Annotated in this window: 12 protein-coding genes; 10 read left to right on the top strand and 2 right to left on the bottom strand. The window is 57.4% G+C overall.

Translation table 11 applies throughout. The features are described 5' to 3' along the window. Nucleotides 1-109: 109 nt before the first annotated feature. Both ppsR and ASD8599_RS18880 read right to left on the bottom strand, forming a co-directional pair. Nucleotides 110-1,519: a transcriptional regulator PpsR gene (gene ppsR / locus ASD8599_RS18885; protein ID WP_108830331.1), complete on the bottom strand. Its 1,410-nt coding sequence runs from the start codon at nt 1,517-1,519 to the stop codon at nt 110-112. Further along, nucleotides 1,516-2,343 (bottom strand): hypothetical protein, encoded by an 828-nt coding sequence (locus ASD8599_RS18880; RefSeq protein ID WP_108830330.1) that lies wholly within the window; start codon nt 2,341-2,343, stop codon nt 1,516-1,518. The genes ppsR and ASD8599_RS18880 overlap by 4 nt, the downstream gene beginning before the upstream one ends. Before the next feature lie 305 nt (nt 2,344-2,648). On the opposite strand from ASD8599_RS18880, the gene bchF reads away from it, so the two are divergent. From bchF to puhC, 10 genes are all read left to right on the top strand, one after another. Further along, on the top strand, nt 2,649-3,179 hold the full coding sequence (gene bchF, locus ASD8599_RS18875; protein ID WP_108830329.1) for a 2-vinyl bacteriochlorophyllide hydratase: 531 nt from the start codon (nt 2,649-2,651) through the stop codon (nt 3,177-3,179). Then, on the top strand, nt 3,176-4,516 hold the full coding sequence (locus tag ASD8599_RS18870) for a ferredoxin:protochlorophyllide reductase (ATP-dependent) subunit N (protein WP_108830328.1): 1,341 nt from the start codon (nt 3,176-3,178) through the stop codon (nt 4,514-4,516). The genes bchF and ASD8599_RS18870 overlap by 4 nt, the downstream gene beginning before the upstream one ends. Then, the gene (gene bchB / locus ASD8599_RS18865; RefSeq protein ID WP_108830327.1) at nt 4,513-6,144 is read left to right on the top strand and encodes a ferredoxin:protochlorophyllide reductase (ATP-dependent) subunit B; all 1,632 of its coding nucleotides are present in this window, start codon (nt 4,513-4,515) and stop codon (nt 6,142-6,144) included. The genes ASD8599_RS18870 and bchB overlap by 4 nt, the downstream gene beginning before the upstream one ends. Further along, nucleotides 6,134-9,706: a magnesium chelatase subunit H gene (locus tag ASD8599_RS18860; protein ID WP_108830326.1), complete on the top strand. Its 3,573-nt coding sequence runs from the start codon at nt 6,134-6,136 to the stop codon at nt 9,704-9,706. The genes bchB and ASD8599_RS18860 overlap by 11 nt, the downstream gene beginning before the upstream one ends. An 88-nt stretch (nt 9,707-9,794) precedes the next feature. Further along, nucleotides 9,795-10,694 (top strand): ferredoxin:protochlorophyllide reductase (ATP-dependent) iron-sulfur ATP-binding protein, encoded by a 900-nt coding sequence (gene bchL / locus ASD8599_RS18855; protein WP_108830325.1) that lies wholly within the window; start codon nt 9,795-9,797, stop codon nt 10,692-10,694. Next, nucleotides 10,695-11,375 carry a magnesium protoporphyrin IX methyltransferase gene (bchM, locus tag ASD8599_RS18850; protein WP_108830324.1) on the top strand — a complete coding sequence of 227 codons (681 nt, stop codon included), beginning with the start codon at nt 10,695-10,697 and terminating at the stop codon, nt 11,373-11,375. Next, on the top strand, nt 11,372-12,799 hold the full coding sequence (locus tag ASD8599_RS18845) for a PucC family protein (RefSeq protein ID WP_108830323.1): 1,428 nt from the start codon (nt 11,372-11,374) through the stop codon (nt 12,797-12,799). The genes bchM and ASD8599_RS18845 overlap by 4 nt, the downstream gene beginning before the upstream one ends. Nucleotides 12,800-12,821: 22 nt before the next feature. Next, the gene (puhA, locus tag ASD8599_RS18840; protein ID WP_108830322.1) at nt 12,822-13,592 is read left to right on the top strand and encodes a photosynthetic reaction center subunit H; all 771 of its coding nucleotides are present in this window, start codon (nt 12,822-12,824) and stop codon (nt 13,590-13,592) included. Between the two features lie 36 nt (nt 13,593-13,628). After that, complete coding sequence (gene puhB, locus ASD8599_RS18835) at nt 13,629-14,264, top strand: photosynthetic complex putative assembly protein PuhB (protein ID WP_108830321.1); 636 nt, start codon at nt 13,629-13,631, stop codon at nt 14,262-14,264. A 4-nt stretch (nt 14,265-14,268) separates the two neighbouring features. Then, on the top strand, nt 14,269-14,736 hold the full coding sequence (gene puhC / locus ASD8599_RS18830) for a photosynthetic complex assembly protein PuhC (protein WP_108830320.1): 468 nt from the start codon (nt 14,269-14,271) through the stop codon (nt 14,734-14,736). The last annotated feature ends 16 nt before the right edge of the window (nt 14,737-14,752 follow it).

Here is a 14,752-nt window from a genome sequence, read left to right as displayed (position 1 = left end):
CTGACACTTTGAGTCGAAGCAAGAGGCAGGGCACCAGACGACATGCACAACAGGGGCTGTTATTGGGTAAGGTGCACCTTGGTGCACCCCGCCGCCGGTCAATTTGCGATCAGTCTTTGCTCAGAAGGTCGTATTTACGCAGCTTGACGTACAGGCTTTGGCGGGACAAGCCCAACATTTCGGCGGCAGCAACACGGTTGTTCTTGGTCAATGCAACTGCAGCTTCAATGCACATCTTCTCGACAACATCTGTGGTTTCCGCGACGATATCTTTCAAAGACGCAGAGCCAACAAGATCCACAACATTGCGGTCCGCCGCCCCCACACCCGTGCCTGCGCCACCGCGGACGGTATCCGCACGCGTGGCGTCACGCAAAATCATACCAAAGCCAACCACGTCTTCGTCTTCCAACCGCGTGGCCGAAATCTCGACGGGGGTCGTACCGCCCAATTCGTTGCGCAGCTTTGTGGCATACATGCGCATCGGGCTGGCGCGTTCTGATGCATCTTTCAAAACGCCCAGATCAATCTGACCGCGGGCAAAGAAATCTGCCATAGACTTTCCGACAACGTCAGCCAAGTGGGCCGCGCCAATCAGGTCCAGAAATCCTTCATTGACCGATGCAATCACACCCTTTGCATCTGTAAACACAATGGCGTCGCTGCTTTTGCGGAACAACGCAGCGGCCTGAAGGGCCGCAGTATCCTGGGTTGGTGCGGCCGCATCAACATCCGACACCTGACACATCAACATCCGCTGACCACCGGATCTAAAAATAGTAGGACGCAAACGCAACTGGGACTGGACCCGTTTGGAACGCACAGCCACATCGCTTTGGTCATCGCCCAAAGTGGCCGTCATCAAGGCTTCCAAAGTTGCACCTGAGGACGGCTCTGTCACCAAAGACGACAAGCCAGACCCAACCAATGCGTCAAGCTTTACACCGAACAGTGCGGCCGCGCCCGCGTTTGCATCTTCTACACGCCCCGACTGGGCCGCCACAAATATAATCGCATCAGACGTTTGCCCCATGACAACACGGTAGCGGGCATCAAATTCACGGCGCGCCTCATACCCTTGCTCAAGCGCGATCTGTGCTTGCACCAACTGCTGCTGAGTCTCGGCAATCGGGCGTAAATCGCGACCCAAAAGCAAAACGGCATTTTCCTGGCCAAAGCGATGAAATGTATACCGGACGGGATATTGCCAGGCGGCGGCATCGATATGGTTCAATTCCAAAGACTTCTGCGGCACGTCACCGGCCAGATAAGACGTATGGGCGGCCCCGAACTTGGTGACGCTTTCTTCGGTCAGGAAATCCAGAACCGAACGCCCTTCCCAATGACTAAGATCGCCAAAACTGGCTTCGCTGGAATTCAGGACAACAGACAGAACCATGCCTTCGGCCGAAACAACAAGGGCAATATCAGAAGCAGCACCTATAATGCTGCCGAGAAATTCGGGCTCGATCAGCGGCACGGCGCCACTGGTCCAAAAGCTGCTGCCGTTTGTGGTCATCTGCCGGACTGCGCATTTCGTTTGCTGGCGCAAACCTTGACCACATCTGTAATTTCGCAGGTCACAATATCTACGCCTGTTGTTTCTTTCAGACCGTCTTTTTGCGAAACAATCGGCCCGCCCAATGCAAGCACTGGCGGCATCGCGACAGTTCTAAGGATGTTTTGGACAGTTTCTGTGATGGATGCAAGCGCTGCAGCACCCGAGCAGGTAAATAGAACAACCTCTGGCCGATCGTGCAAAATGCGACTTACCACTTTAGATTGCGACTCGCACATGGACATTTCAACGGACAGACCCAAGCGCTCCAACTGGGACATCAAAACAGAGCCCCCCAAAAAATGTTGCTCGCTTTCAGGCAAAACGATCAGTGCAGACATGGCATCCACACCCGCAAAGGGCGCCCATGACATGGATCGCACCATGGCCTGCAAGCGCAATGCGGCAATCGTCACATCGGCAAATGACAGATCATCCTCCAGCCAGCGCACCCCCAGAACCTCGGCGGCGTGCGGGATGTAGACATCAACCGCCTCTACTTCTGCGACACGGTGGGCCGCCAGATCTGCAAACATTTGGCGCGGATCAAAACCGGCAGACGCCACAACAGCTTCAACCAGACGATCCAGAACATGTTGGCGCGGACCACCGGCGACAATCGGCTTTCTGTCCCGCAACGCGGCAATAACCTGCGCCACAAGATCAACCGACGGCACATCCGCCAAATGGCAGGCATCAATACCCATCTCGAGGCCCGCATCACTGAGGCCTACATCACTGAGACCAGTGTCGAATTGAAAATGTGAATCCTCTTGGGTCATCATACAACTCGCTTGTTCGCGTGGAATTTGCAGCATCGGCCAAAGCCGCACACAATACAGCAGCCAATGGCAGGAACTGTCAGGCTTAGACACCTTAATGTCAATTAGTTTTGACACTTTTGGCATCATACCCCGCCAATCCTCCACCCAAAGGGTTCGTTTTAGCCATGTTTCGCTGAATATATGCGCTTTTCCAAAGAAATCTGCGTATTTTCATTTACATCATTTGTGTAACTTTTAATTGACACTTTTTACTTCACGCCAGTACCATCACGGAAGAACCCTGCAATCCGAGGTGCTGACACGAAATGGCCAAATCTGATGAAAATCGCGTTCCGGCGGGGCTTTACACAGCCCAGCAACGCATGCGCCGCGACGCAAGCGTCTGGACGTTGGTGCAAGGTGTTCTGGCGCCTGTGCAATTCATCATATTCCTGATCTCTGTGGTCCTTGTGGTGCGCTACCTTTTGACCGGCGAAGGCTATGGGGTCGCGACATGGTCCATTCTAATCAAAACAGCTGCTTTGGCCTTGATCATGGTGACAGGGGCAATCTGGGAAAAAGTCGTTTTTGGTCAATACCTTTTCGCGCCTGCGTTCTTCTGGGAAGACGTCTTTTCCTTTGCGGTGATTGCGTTGCATGCGGCCTATGTCTGGGCGCTTTGGACGGGATATATGACACCGGTCGAGCTGATGTTTTTGGCCCTTGCCGCGTACACCGCCTACGTCATCAATGCGGTGCAATTCATTCTGAAACTACGGGCAGCCCGCCTTCAAGCTGCCGCAGAAACCTCCCCTCAATCACATGGGCTTGATGCCCGCCAAGAGGCCCCCGCATGAATGATCTGTCGCCGCCTTCTTTGTCGCGCGGTTGTCGCGACGAACCGATTCTCAAGCAGCGTGGCCAACACGAGGTTTTCTGTGGCCTGACGGGTATCATTTGGTTGCACCGCAAAATGCAGGATGCATTTTTCCTTGTGATCGGCAGCCGCACATGTGCGCACCTGCTGCAATCGGCCGCTGGCGTGATGATTTTTGCAGAACCCCGATTCGGCACGGCAATTCTTGAAGAAACCGATTTGGCGGGACTGGCAGATGCCCAAACTGAATTGGACCGCGTCGCCACCGAACTGTTGGCGCGACGCCCAGACATCAAACAGCTGTTTCTGGTGGGCTCCTGCCCGTCCGAGGTGATCAAACTTGATCTCGCGCGCGCGGCAGAGCGTTTGACAGAAAAACACGCCCCTTCTGTGCGGGTTCTTAATTTCTCCGGTTCCGGGATCGAAACAACGTTCACGCAAGGCGAAGATGCATGTCTTGCCTCTATGGTTCCGGTGCTGGCCAAAACCGATGCGCGCCAGCTGATGTTGGTGGGCGCACTGCCTGATGTGGTCGAAGAACAAGCGGTGTCCTTGCTCAACCAAATGGGCATCGACGGCGTAAAGGTCCTGCCTGCCCCACGCGCCGATGAGGATCTGGGGGTCGGGTCAGGCACTGTGTTTGCTTTGACGCAACCCTTTCTGGGGGACACGCATGCAGCCCTTGAACGGCGCGGCGCACGCCACCTGTCCGCACCCTTTCCTTTCGGTGAAGAAGGGACAACGGCCTGGTTGCGGGCGATTGCCGATGAATTCGGAATAGACGCGGAAACCTTTGACCGTGTCACCGCAGCGCCACGTGCACGCGCACGCAAAGCAATCGCGCAGGCATCAGAAGCACTGCGTGACAAATCTGTTTTCTTCTTCCCCGACAGCCAGTTGGAAATACCATTGGCGCGGTTCCTGACACGCGAATGTGGAATGAACGCCATCGAGGTCGCGGCCCCCTTCATCCACAAAGGCATCGTGGGGCCGGATCTGGATATGCTGGCACAAGGCCCGACACTTGCCGAAGGGCAAGACGTAGACCTTCAACTGGAACGCTGTCGGGATGCGCGACCCGATCTGACGGTCTGCGGGCTTGGGCTTGCCAATCCGCTGGAAGCGGAAGGTCTGGCGACAAAATGGGCCATCGAGCTGGTCTTTACACCCGTGCATTTCTACGAACAGGCCGGTGATCTCGCAGGGCTTTTTTCACGGCCGATGCGCCGCGCCGAAATGCTAAAACTCGATCCTGCTTCATCTCGCGAAATAAACCTCGGGGGTGCGGGGGCTGGCCCCCGCGGGTTGCCCGCATGAAACTGACTGTCTGGACATATGAAGGCCCGCCCCACGTCGGCGCCATGCGCGTGGCCACTGGTATGACGGGGCTGCATTACGTGTTGCATGCCCCCCAAGGTGACACATACGCCGACCTTTTGTTCACTATGATCGAACGGCGCAATCATCGCCCGCCCGTCACCTACACAACATTTCAAGCCCGTGACTTGGGCAGTGACACGGCCAATTTGTTCAAAACGACGCTGCAAAACACCTATGACCGCTTCAAACCCGAAGCGATCATCGTGGGGGCGTCTTGCACCGCGGAATTGATCCAGGACGATCCGGGCGGCATGTCCGAACTGATGGGATTGCCCGTGCCCACAATCGCGCTGGAATTACCAAGCTATCAACGCAAAGAAAACTACGGCGCAGACGAGACATTTTACCAGATTGTAAAATCTCTTGCCAAACCGATGGACCGCACGAAACAAATCACAGCCAACCTTATCGGCCCCACAGCACTCGGATTTCGCCACCGCGACGACATTCAAGAAGTCACAGCGTTGCTCAGCGACATGGGAATTTCTGTCAACGTCGTCGCCCCGATGACATCGTCACCGACCGACATCAAGCGTATGGGGGCCGCACATTTCAATGTTCTGATGTACCCCGAAACGGCGGAAACCGCTGCACGTTGGATGGAAAAGAACTTTGACCAACCATACACAAAAGTCGTCCCTATCGGTGTCGGCGCGACCCGTGACTTTGTTGAAGAAGTGTCCAAGATAACCGGAAAAGCCCCCTACCTAGACGACAGCCGTTTGCGCCTGCCGTGGTATTCGGCATCTGTGGACAGCACGTATTTGACCGGCAAGCGTGTGTTCATCTTTGGCGATGGCACACATGTACGTACGGCCGCCCGCATCGCCCGCGACGAAATGGGCTTCGAGGTCGTAGGGTTAGGGTGCTACAACCGTGAAATGGCCCGCGACATTCGCAGCCTTGCCAAAGTCTATGGCGTAGATCCGTTGATCACCGATGACTATCTCGAAGTCGAACGCACCATCGAAGCGTTGCAGCCCGAAATGATCTTAGGCACCCAAATGGAACGCCATATCGGCAAGCGTTTGGGCATCCCCTGCGCCGTCATTTCTGCCCCCGTTCACGTGCAGGATTTTCCCGCCCGTTATTCACCCCAAATGGGCATTGAAGGGGCAAACGTGATTTTCGACACATGGGTTCATCCCCTTGTGATGGGGCTGGAAGAGCATTTGCTTCACATGTTCCGCGATGACTTCGAATTCAACGATGCGGCTGGCGCTTCGCACCATGGTGGACACTCTGCGCCTGCGGCGCGCATTGAAAGGGGGGAGCTGTCAGCGCAGCATGCCTCGCATGACGCGCGTCACCCGGCAAGTGCTCCCGAAGGAAGCACTGAGAGGGCCCCCCGTCCTTCGGACTCCCCCCGGGATATTTCAGGCGAAAAGAAGATCGTGTCCGGTGATGTGATCTGGCTGATGGATGCTGAAAAAGAGCTGAAGAAGATCCCGTTTTTTGTGCGCGGCAAAGCCCGTCGCAACACAGAAGCCTTCGCAGCCGATCGCGGCATGTCCGAAATCAGTATCGATACCCTATATGAGGCCAAGGCCCATTATGCGCGATGATGCAGGCATACATGGCCGGTTGCCCGGTTATCGGTTTGTGATCCTGACACTGGACAGCCATACGGCCGGTCCTGCCAATCGTGCCATTGAAACTTTGACCCGCGACTATCCCGGCCTGTCTGTTTCTGTCCATGCCGCTGCCGAATGGGGTGAAAATCCCAACGCATTCGAGGCCGCCCGCCAAGCCGTGGAAACAGGCGACATCATCGTGTCCAACCTGTTGTTTCTGGAAGAACACGTCGCCCGTATTTTGCCCACCCTGGAAGCCCGCCGCGATCACTGTGATGCGATGGTGGGCGTCATTGCCGACGCCTCTATCGTCAAGCTGACCCGCATGGGCAGTCTGGATATGATGGCGCCCCAATCCGGTGCCATGAAGCTGATGAAGCGTTTGCGCGGGTCCTCTAAGCCTTCTGCAAACGACGGTCAAAAGAAGATGGCGTTGCTGCGCCGTCTGCCAAAAATTCTGAAATTCATCCCCGGAAAATCCCAGGATCTGCGCGCCTGGTTCATGACCATGCAATACTGGCTGGGCGGTTCTGACGACAATGTGGATGCGATGATCCGCAACCTGTTGAACCGCTATGCCACCAACACGGGCTGGGTCACGCAACCGCAGGCCGCGGCCCCCATCGACTACCCCGATTGCGGCTTGTATCACCCTGACCTGCCCCACCGCATCACAACCGACATCGCCGACCTGCCTGCCCCTGCAGCTCCCCTTGCCACCGTTGGCTTGCTGATGATGCGGTCCTATGTCCTGAGCTCGGACACCGCGCATTACGATGCTGTCATTCGCCAATTCGAGGCCAAAGGCATCCGCGTCATTCCAAGTTTCGCAGGCGGGCTGGATGGCCGACCTGCCGTGGACACCTATTTCCTGAACGATCAGGGTTTGCATATTGATGCTATGGTGTCGCTGACCGGTTTCAGCCTTGTGGGTGGTCCCGCCTACAACGACAACGCCGCCGCAATCGACGTTCTGAAACGCCTCGATATTCCCTATGTGGCGGCCCATCCCCTTGAGTTTCAAACCTTGGGTCAATGGTCTGACGCCGCACAGGGTCTGGGTCCGATTGAAACCACGATGCTGGTCGCTTTGCCTGAACTTGACGGGGCCACCAACCCCACCGTCTTTGGAGGGCGTCATGGCCCTGACGGCTGCGCGGGCTGCATTCACAAATGCCAAACTCAGGACGAGACCAAAGCCATGGCCCCCTGCCATGAACGCATCACCAGCCTTGTTGAAAAAACCGTACGCTTGGCGAAACTGCGCAAAGCCCGCAATGCCGACAAAAAGATAGGCATCGTGTTGTTCGGCTTTCCACCCAATGCAGGGGCTGTGGGCACAGCCGCTTATCTGAGTGTTTTTGAAAGCCTGTTCAACACGCTGACGGCAATGAAAACCCAAGGCTATTCCGTTGAAGTTCCGGCAGATGTGGACGCACTTCGTGCCGCCGTTTTGCAAGGGAATGCCACCCAATACGGGCAAGAAGCCAATGTTGCGGCCCACGTCAGCGCCGATGCAATCGTCGGCAGCAGCCCGCATCTGGCCGAGGTTGAAGCCGTTTGGGGCCCCGCCCCGGGCCGCGTGCAATCCGACGGTCGTGGTGTCTTTGTGCTGGGGGCCCACTTTGGCAATATCTTTGTGGGTGTGCAGCCGGCTTTCGGCTACGAAGGCGATCCCATGCGCCTGTTGTTTGAACGCGGCTTTGCCCCGACACACGCCTTTGTCACCTTTTATCAATGGCTGCGCGACACCTACAACGCCGACGCGATCCTGCATTTCGGGATGCACGGTGCGTTGGAATTCATGCCCGGCAAACAGGCAGGTCTTGGCGGGCAGGATTGGCCGGATCGTTTGATCGGCGAGATGCCCAACATCTATCTTTATGCCTCCAACAACCCGTCCGAGGCGTCTTTGGCCAAGCGCCGGTCTGGTGCAGTCACCATCACACACCTGACACCGCCTTTGGCGACGGCGGGTTTGTACAAGGGACTGGTTGAACTGAAAGACAGCCTGACGCGCTGGCGCGCACTTGCCCCTAATGCAGGCGAACGCAGCGAACTTGAAACCCTGATCGCAGAGCAAGCCGATGCGGTGGACATGGGTAACATCGCGCCTGCCGATTTGTGGCTGACGTTGCTTGAAACCGAAGATGCGCTGATCCCCGACGGGCTGCATGTTGTCGGCCAAACCCTGACCGACGCGGCGCGGGCGGAATATCTGGACTTGATGGATTTGCCTGACGCAGACGCACGGGCGCGCATTGATGCACTGTTGCAAGACGAAACCGAATTGGCCGGAATTTTGCGGGCCTTGGACGCGCGCTACACCCCGCCTGTGGCGGGCGGTGATCTGATCCGGTCGGCGGATATTCTGCCTACGGGGCGCAACATCCACGCCTTTGATCCTTTCCGCATGCCCACAGAATTTGCCTGCCGCGATGGCGCAAAACAGGCACAGCTTTTGCTGGATACCCACCCGAGCACGCCGCGCACGGTGGCTTTGGTGCTGTGGGGCAGCGACAACATCAAGTCTGATGGCGGGCCGATTGCGCAAGCCTTGGCGTTGATGGGATGCGCGCCCCGCTTTGACAGCTTTGGTCGTTTGGCGGGCGCTGATTTAATCCCGCTTGAGGATTTGGGCCGCCCGCGCATTGACGTGATCATGACCCTTTCGGGAATTTTCCGCGATCTGCTGCCCTTGCAAACCCGCATGTTGGCGGAAGCCGCGTTAAAATGCGCTTTGGCAGACGAGCCGTTGGACCAGAATTTCATCCGTGCCCACGCTTTGGACTACGCCGACAAAATGGGCGTTGACATGGACACCGCCGCGTTGCGCGTCTTTTCCAATGCCGAAGGGGCGTACGGGTCCAATGTTAATGCGCTGGTCGACAGTTCGGCCTTCGGGGACGAAGACGAATTGGCTGACGCCTATGAGGCGCGCAAAAGCTTTGCCTATGGCACCGATGGCAAGGCCGCATCGAACCCTGCGCTGTTGCAAAAGGCATTGGCGGATGTGGATCTGGCCTATCAGAACCTTGAATCCGTGGAATTGGGCGTCACAACGGTGGACCACTATTTCGACACGCTTGGTGGCATCGCCCGCGCGGTCAAACGCGCCAAGGGCACAGATGCGGCCGTGTACATCGGCGACCAGACCCGTGGCAATGGCAAGGTCCGCACCCTGAAAGATCAGGTGGCGCTTGAGACCCGCAGCCGCGCCATTAATCCTAAGTTTTTTGAAGGGCTTTTGAAACACGGGGCCGAAGGTGTGCGCCAGATCGAGGCGCATGTGACCAACACCATGGGCTGGTCCGCGACCACCGGACAGGTGGACGATTGGGTGTATCAGCGCATCTCTGAAACTTTCGTTCTGGACGAAGACATGCGCAAGCGGCTGGCCGATCTAAACCCCACTGCGTCTTCGCGTATGGCCAATCGCCTGCTGGAAGCCAACGACCGCAACTATTGGTCGCCCGATCCTGACACTTTGGCCGCTTTGCAGGATGCCGCGGATGCTTTGGAAGACAAGCTTGAAGGGATCGCTGCAGAATGACCCGGTCCTTTGAAAATTTGAAATTGAAAGAAACAGGGGCTGTGCGCCCCCTAGCGGGGGCCAAGTGCCCCTTGGAAAGGAGGGCGATATGAGCCCACTCGATCGCAACCCCCCGAGCTTGCGTGGTCAGGACGGCGAAGGCTCCGTTCAGGTCCATCAGGATGAAGATGCCAAAATCGAAGGCGCGAAGGTCTTTTCCGTCTACGGCAAAGGTGGCATCGGCAAATCGACGACATCGTCCAATCTGTCAGCGGCCTTTTCCAAACTGGGCAAGCGCGTCTTGCAAATCGGATGTGACCCAAAACACGACAGCACATTCACCCTGACCGGCACCCTTGTGCCCACGGTCATCGACATTCTGAAAGAGGTGGATTTTCACCCCGAAGAACTGCGCCCCGAAGATTTTGTCTTCGAAGGCTACAATGGCGTCAAATGCGTCGAGGCCGGTGGCCCCCCTGCTGGTACGGGCTGTGGCGGTTATGTGGTTGGTCAAACCGTTAAGTTGTTGAAACAACATCACCTTTTGGAAGACACCGATGTTGTGATCTTTGACGTGTTGGGCGACGTTGTGTGCGGTGGATTTGCAGCACCCCTGCAACACGCCGACCGCGCTTTGATCGTTACAGCCAATGATTTCGACAGCATCTACGCGATGAACCGCATTATTGCGGCCGTACAAGCCAAGTCCGCCAACTACAAAGTGCGCTTGGCCGGATGCGTCGCCAACCGGTCCCGCGAGACCGACGAAGTGGACCGGTACTGCAAGACTGTGGGCTTCAACCGCATCGCCCATATGCCTGATCTGGACGCCATTCGGCGGTCTCGCCTGAAGAAAAAGACGTTGTTTGAAATGCCCGACGACGAAGATGTTGTGCAGGTGCGCAAAGAATACATCCGTTTGGCCGAAACGCTTTGGGCTGGCACCGATCCGTTGGCCCCTGCCCCGTTGCCCGACCGTGAAATCTTTGAATTGCTGGGATTTGATTGATTGGCCTATGACCAAACCCTGTCACGGGTAGAGACGTATTTCGACAAGACTGCCACCAAGACCTGGGAGGCACTGACCTCTGACGCGCCTGTGTCAAGAATACGTGAAACAGTGCGCGCAGGCCGTGACAAGATGCGTGCGCTGATGTTGTCGCGCTTGCCGGTCGATCTGACAGGTCAACGGGTGCTTGATGCAGGGTGCGGGGCCGGACAAATGACGGCAGAACTGGCCGCACGCGGCGCCACAGTTGTGGCCGTTGATATTTCGCCGTCGCTGGTTGAAATCGCGCAAAAACGCTTGCCCGAGCACCACCAAGCCCAAGTCACGTTTACGTCCGGCGACATGTTGTCCGACACATTGGGGCTATTTGATCACGTCGTCGCAATGGACAGCCTGATCTACTACACCGCCGAGGAAATTGGCGCGGCCTTGGCCACTTTGGACAAGCGCACAGGCCGCACCATTGTCTTTACCGTTGCCCCGCGCACCCGTGCGTTGATGGCAATGTGGTACGCAGGCAAGCTGTTTCCACGGTCCGATCGCAGCCCGACTATGGTGCCGCATGCCACCGCCCCCTTGATCGCCGCCACCAAACGCTGCGGCGTGATGCGTCCTTTGCGTCCCGTTGATCGCGTCAAATCCGGCTTCTATTTTTCCCAAGCGATGGAGCTGCGCGGATGAGTGGACTGAAGCGCCTTACCCTACGGGCATTGCCCTTTGCGGACGCCGCCAGCGAAGGCCTTCCTTTGGCGCAATTGCTGCGCCTTTCGCTGTTTCAGGTGTCCGTGGGCATGGCGTCTGTGATGCTTTTGGGCACATTGAACCGTGTGATGATTGTGGAACTCAGCGTGCCGGCCATGATCGTGGCCATCATGATCGCGCTGCCTGTCCTGATCGCCCCGTTTCGGGCGCTGCTTGGGTTCCGCTCTGACACGCACAAGTCCGCGATTGGCTGGAAGCGCGTGCCCTACATCTGGTTTGGCTCACTTTGGCAATTTGGCGGGCTGGCTGTTATGCCCTTTGCGCTGCTGGTTCTAAGCGGCGATGTGGTCCACACCATTCCCTTCGCGGGCGAAGTGTTGGCGGCATTGGCGTTTCTGATGACGGGCCTTGGATTGCACATGACCCAAACGGCAGGACTGGCACTGGCCTCGGACCGCGCCACAGACGAAACACGGCCCCGCGTTGTTGCATTGCTTTATGTGATGTTCCTTGTGGGGATGGGTGTCTCTGCGGTGATCATCGGCGGGTTGCTGACTGAATTTACGTCCCTGAAATTGATCCGCGTCGTGCAAGGGGCTGCTGTGGTTGGCGTTGTGCTGAACCTGATCGCCCTGTGGAAACAGGAAAGCGTGCGGCCCATGTCCGCGGACGAACGCGCCGCCCCGCGCCCGAAATTCAGCGATGCATGGACAGATTTCATGGACGGCGGCCAAGCGGGCCGTTTGCTGGTCTGTGTGTTTGTCGGCACCATGGCCTTCAACATGCAAGACGTTTTGCTGGAACCTTACGGCGGTGAAATTCTTGGGCTTTCGGTGTCGGCCACAACCATGCTGACAGCGCTTTGGGCCGTGGGCGCTTTGCTGGGCTTTGCGCTGGCAGGGGCGCGGCTGGCCAAAGGGTCAAACCCCTACCGTCTGGCAGGCGGCGGCATTCTAGCGGGTGTCTGGGCCTTTAGTCTGGTGATTTTCGCAGCACCCATGGCGTCAAACGCCCTGTTCTATGCAGGGGCGTTAATGATCGGCTTCGGTGGCGGCCTGTTTGCAGTCGCTACGCTGACCGCGGCCATGACCATGCCTGCGACAGGCAAAGCGGGACGCGGTCTGGCGTTGGGCGCATGGGGCGCGGCACAAGCCAGCGCCGCAGGGCTTGCCATCGCCATGGGCGGTACTTTGCGGGACTGGATCAGCACCGTGGCCACATCCGGCGCATGGGGCACCGCCCTTGATACCCCCGCGACCGGATATTCATTCGTTTACCACACCGAGATTGGCCTGCTTTTCGTCACTCTTATTGTCTTGGGACCTCTGGTGCGCCGCAGCGGTCCCCCCACCCCTATGGACATCAACCGACGCCCCTTGGGTCTGGCTGATTTTCCAACTTAAAACCCGTCCAGGAGGACATACTATGACTGGCACATTCTTCGGCGAATTCGACATAGCATCACTGGTGCTTTGGCTGTTCTGGATCTTTTTCGCAGCGCTTATCATCTACATCCAACGCGAAAACATGCGCGAAGGCTATCCGATGGAAGACGACGAAGGAAACAAGTCCTCAAACCCGTCGATGTGGCCAATTCCCGAAGACAAAACCTTTGATCTGCCCCATGGGCGCGGGTCTATTTCCGTACCATCAGGCCAAGCACCAGAGCGTGCCGACATCGCCTTGAAGCGCGTAGGGTCCGGCAACGGCTATCCGCTGGAGCCCACAGGCGATCCGATGATCGACGGGGTTGGTCCAGCATCCTGGGCGCCGCGTCGCGATCTGCCTGAACTGGACGGCCATGGCCACCCCAAGATCGTTCCGATGTCCACCAAAGAGGCCTTTCGCGTATCCGCAGGGCGTGACCCACGCGGTTTGCCTGTTGAATCCGGCGATTTCCAGATCGTGGGCAAAGTCACCGACATGTGGGTGGACGAACCCGAACAGCTGGTGCGCTACGTGGAATATGAACTGGACGCCGAACACGGCGGCGGCACACGTCTTGTGCCCATGACCATGGTGCGCATCAAGAAAGACCGCATGCACATCACATCCATCTATGCCGCGCAATTTGCCAATGTGCCAAAGCACAAAAGCGCGACGGAAGTGACCTGCTTGGAAGAAGACAAAATCAGCGGCTACTACGGCGGCGGCCATCTTTACGCCGACGCCAAACGTCAAGAACCGCTGATCTAAAAACACAACCGCAACCCAAAGAAGGGGACACCAGCCATGTCTCATGATGACTTCGAAATAGAGCCCGTTGAGGGGCTTCCCGAACGCCCCCCGAAAGGCGAACAGATCCTGTGGCAAGGGCGCCCGGACCCTTGGGCGCTGGCCTGCGGGGCGTTGTCACTGAAATGGGTTGCGGGATATTTTGTGCTGTTGGCTGCTTGGCGTTTCACAACAGTGGTTGATCTTCTGCCGCTGGGTCAGGCCATTGGCGCTGCTGTACCATATCTGTTGTTGGGGACCGTGGTGTGTGCGTTGCTTTGGCTTGTGGCCTATGTTCAGGCCCGCGCCACCATGTACACAATCACCGACGCCCGTGTGGTAATGCGGATCGGGGCGGCTTTGACGCTGACGATCAATCTGCCTTACACGCAGGTGGGCAACGCGATGCTGGATATGCGCAAAAACGGCACGGGCACCATCGCGCTGGACACAACCGGCGACACCCAGCTTGGGTATCTGGTGTGCTGGCCCCATGCGCGGCCATGGCATTTCAAAAAGGCACAGCCTGCACTGCGTTGCATCAAGGATGCAGAACATGTGGCAGGCATATTGGCCTCGGCTGCCGAAGCGCGTGTGACACGCCCCGAAGTGGCGCGGGCACCTGTGTCATCCAATGCTATGGCCGCGGAATAATCAGATGGCACACACAGACACCCCCCGCGTTCATGCCCCCCAAGAAGATCTGGTGCCGCGCGTCCTGATCCGTTTGGTCTGTGCCTTTGTTCTGGCCGTGGTTGCGCTGGTCGCCATTGCATCCTTGTCGGATCGCCCTTTGGACGGCACACCCGCCCAAACCGAGATCATCGCACAGCGCGATATTCTAATTACCGGACAAGCGTCTGGGGCCGCCACTGTTTTGGACCCCAACGGGTCTGTGATTGCTGATTTTAGCGCGGACAAAGGCGGCTTTGTCGCAGGTGTCGAACGCGTGATTGCCCGCGAACGGGCCAAGATCGGGGCAGATATGTCTGCCCCTGTCCAACTGCAACTGCGCCAAGGAAACCGCTTGTCTTTGCATGATCCCGTTACCGGATGGTCTGCAGAACTGATGGGTTTTGGCGCTGACAACACCCGCACCTTCGCCAGGTTGTTGGGTACCAACTGAAACCTAAAGGGAAGCC

The sequence above is a fragment of the Ascidiaceihabitans donghaensis genome (genome assembly GCF_900302465.1).
Classification (GTDB): domain Bacteria; phylum Pseudomonadota; class Alphaproteobacteria; order Rhodobacterales; family Rhodobacteraceae; genus Ascidiaceihabitans; species Ascidiaceihabitans donghaensis.
This window is presented reverse-complemented; position numbering and strand designations above follow the sequence as displayed.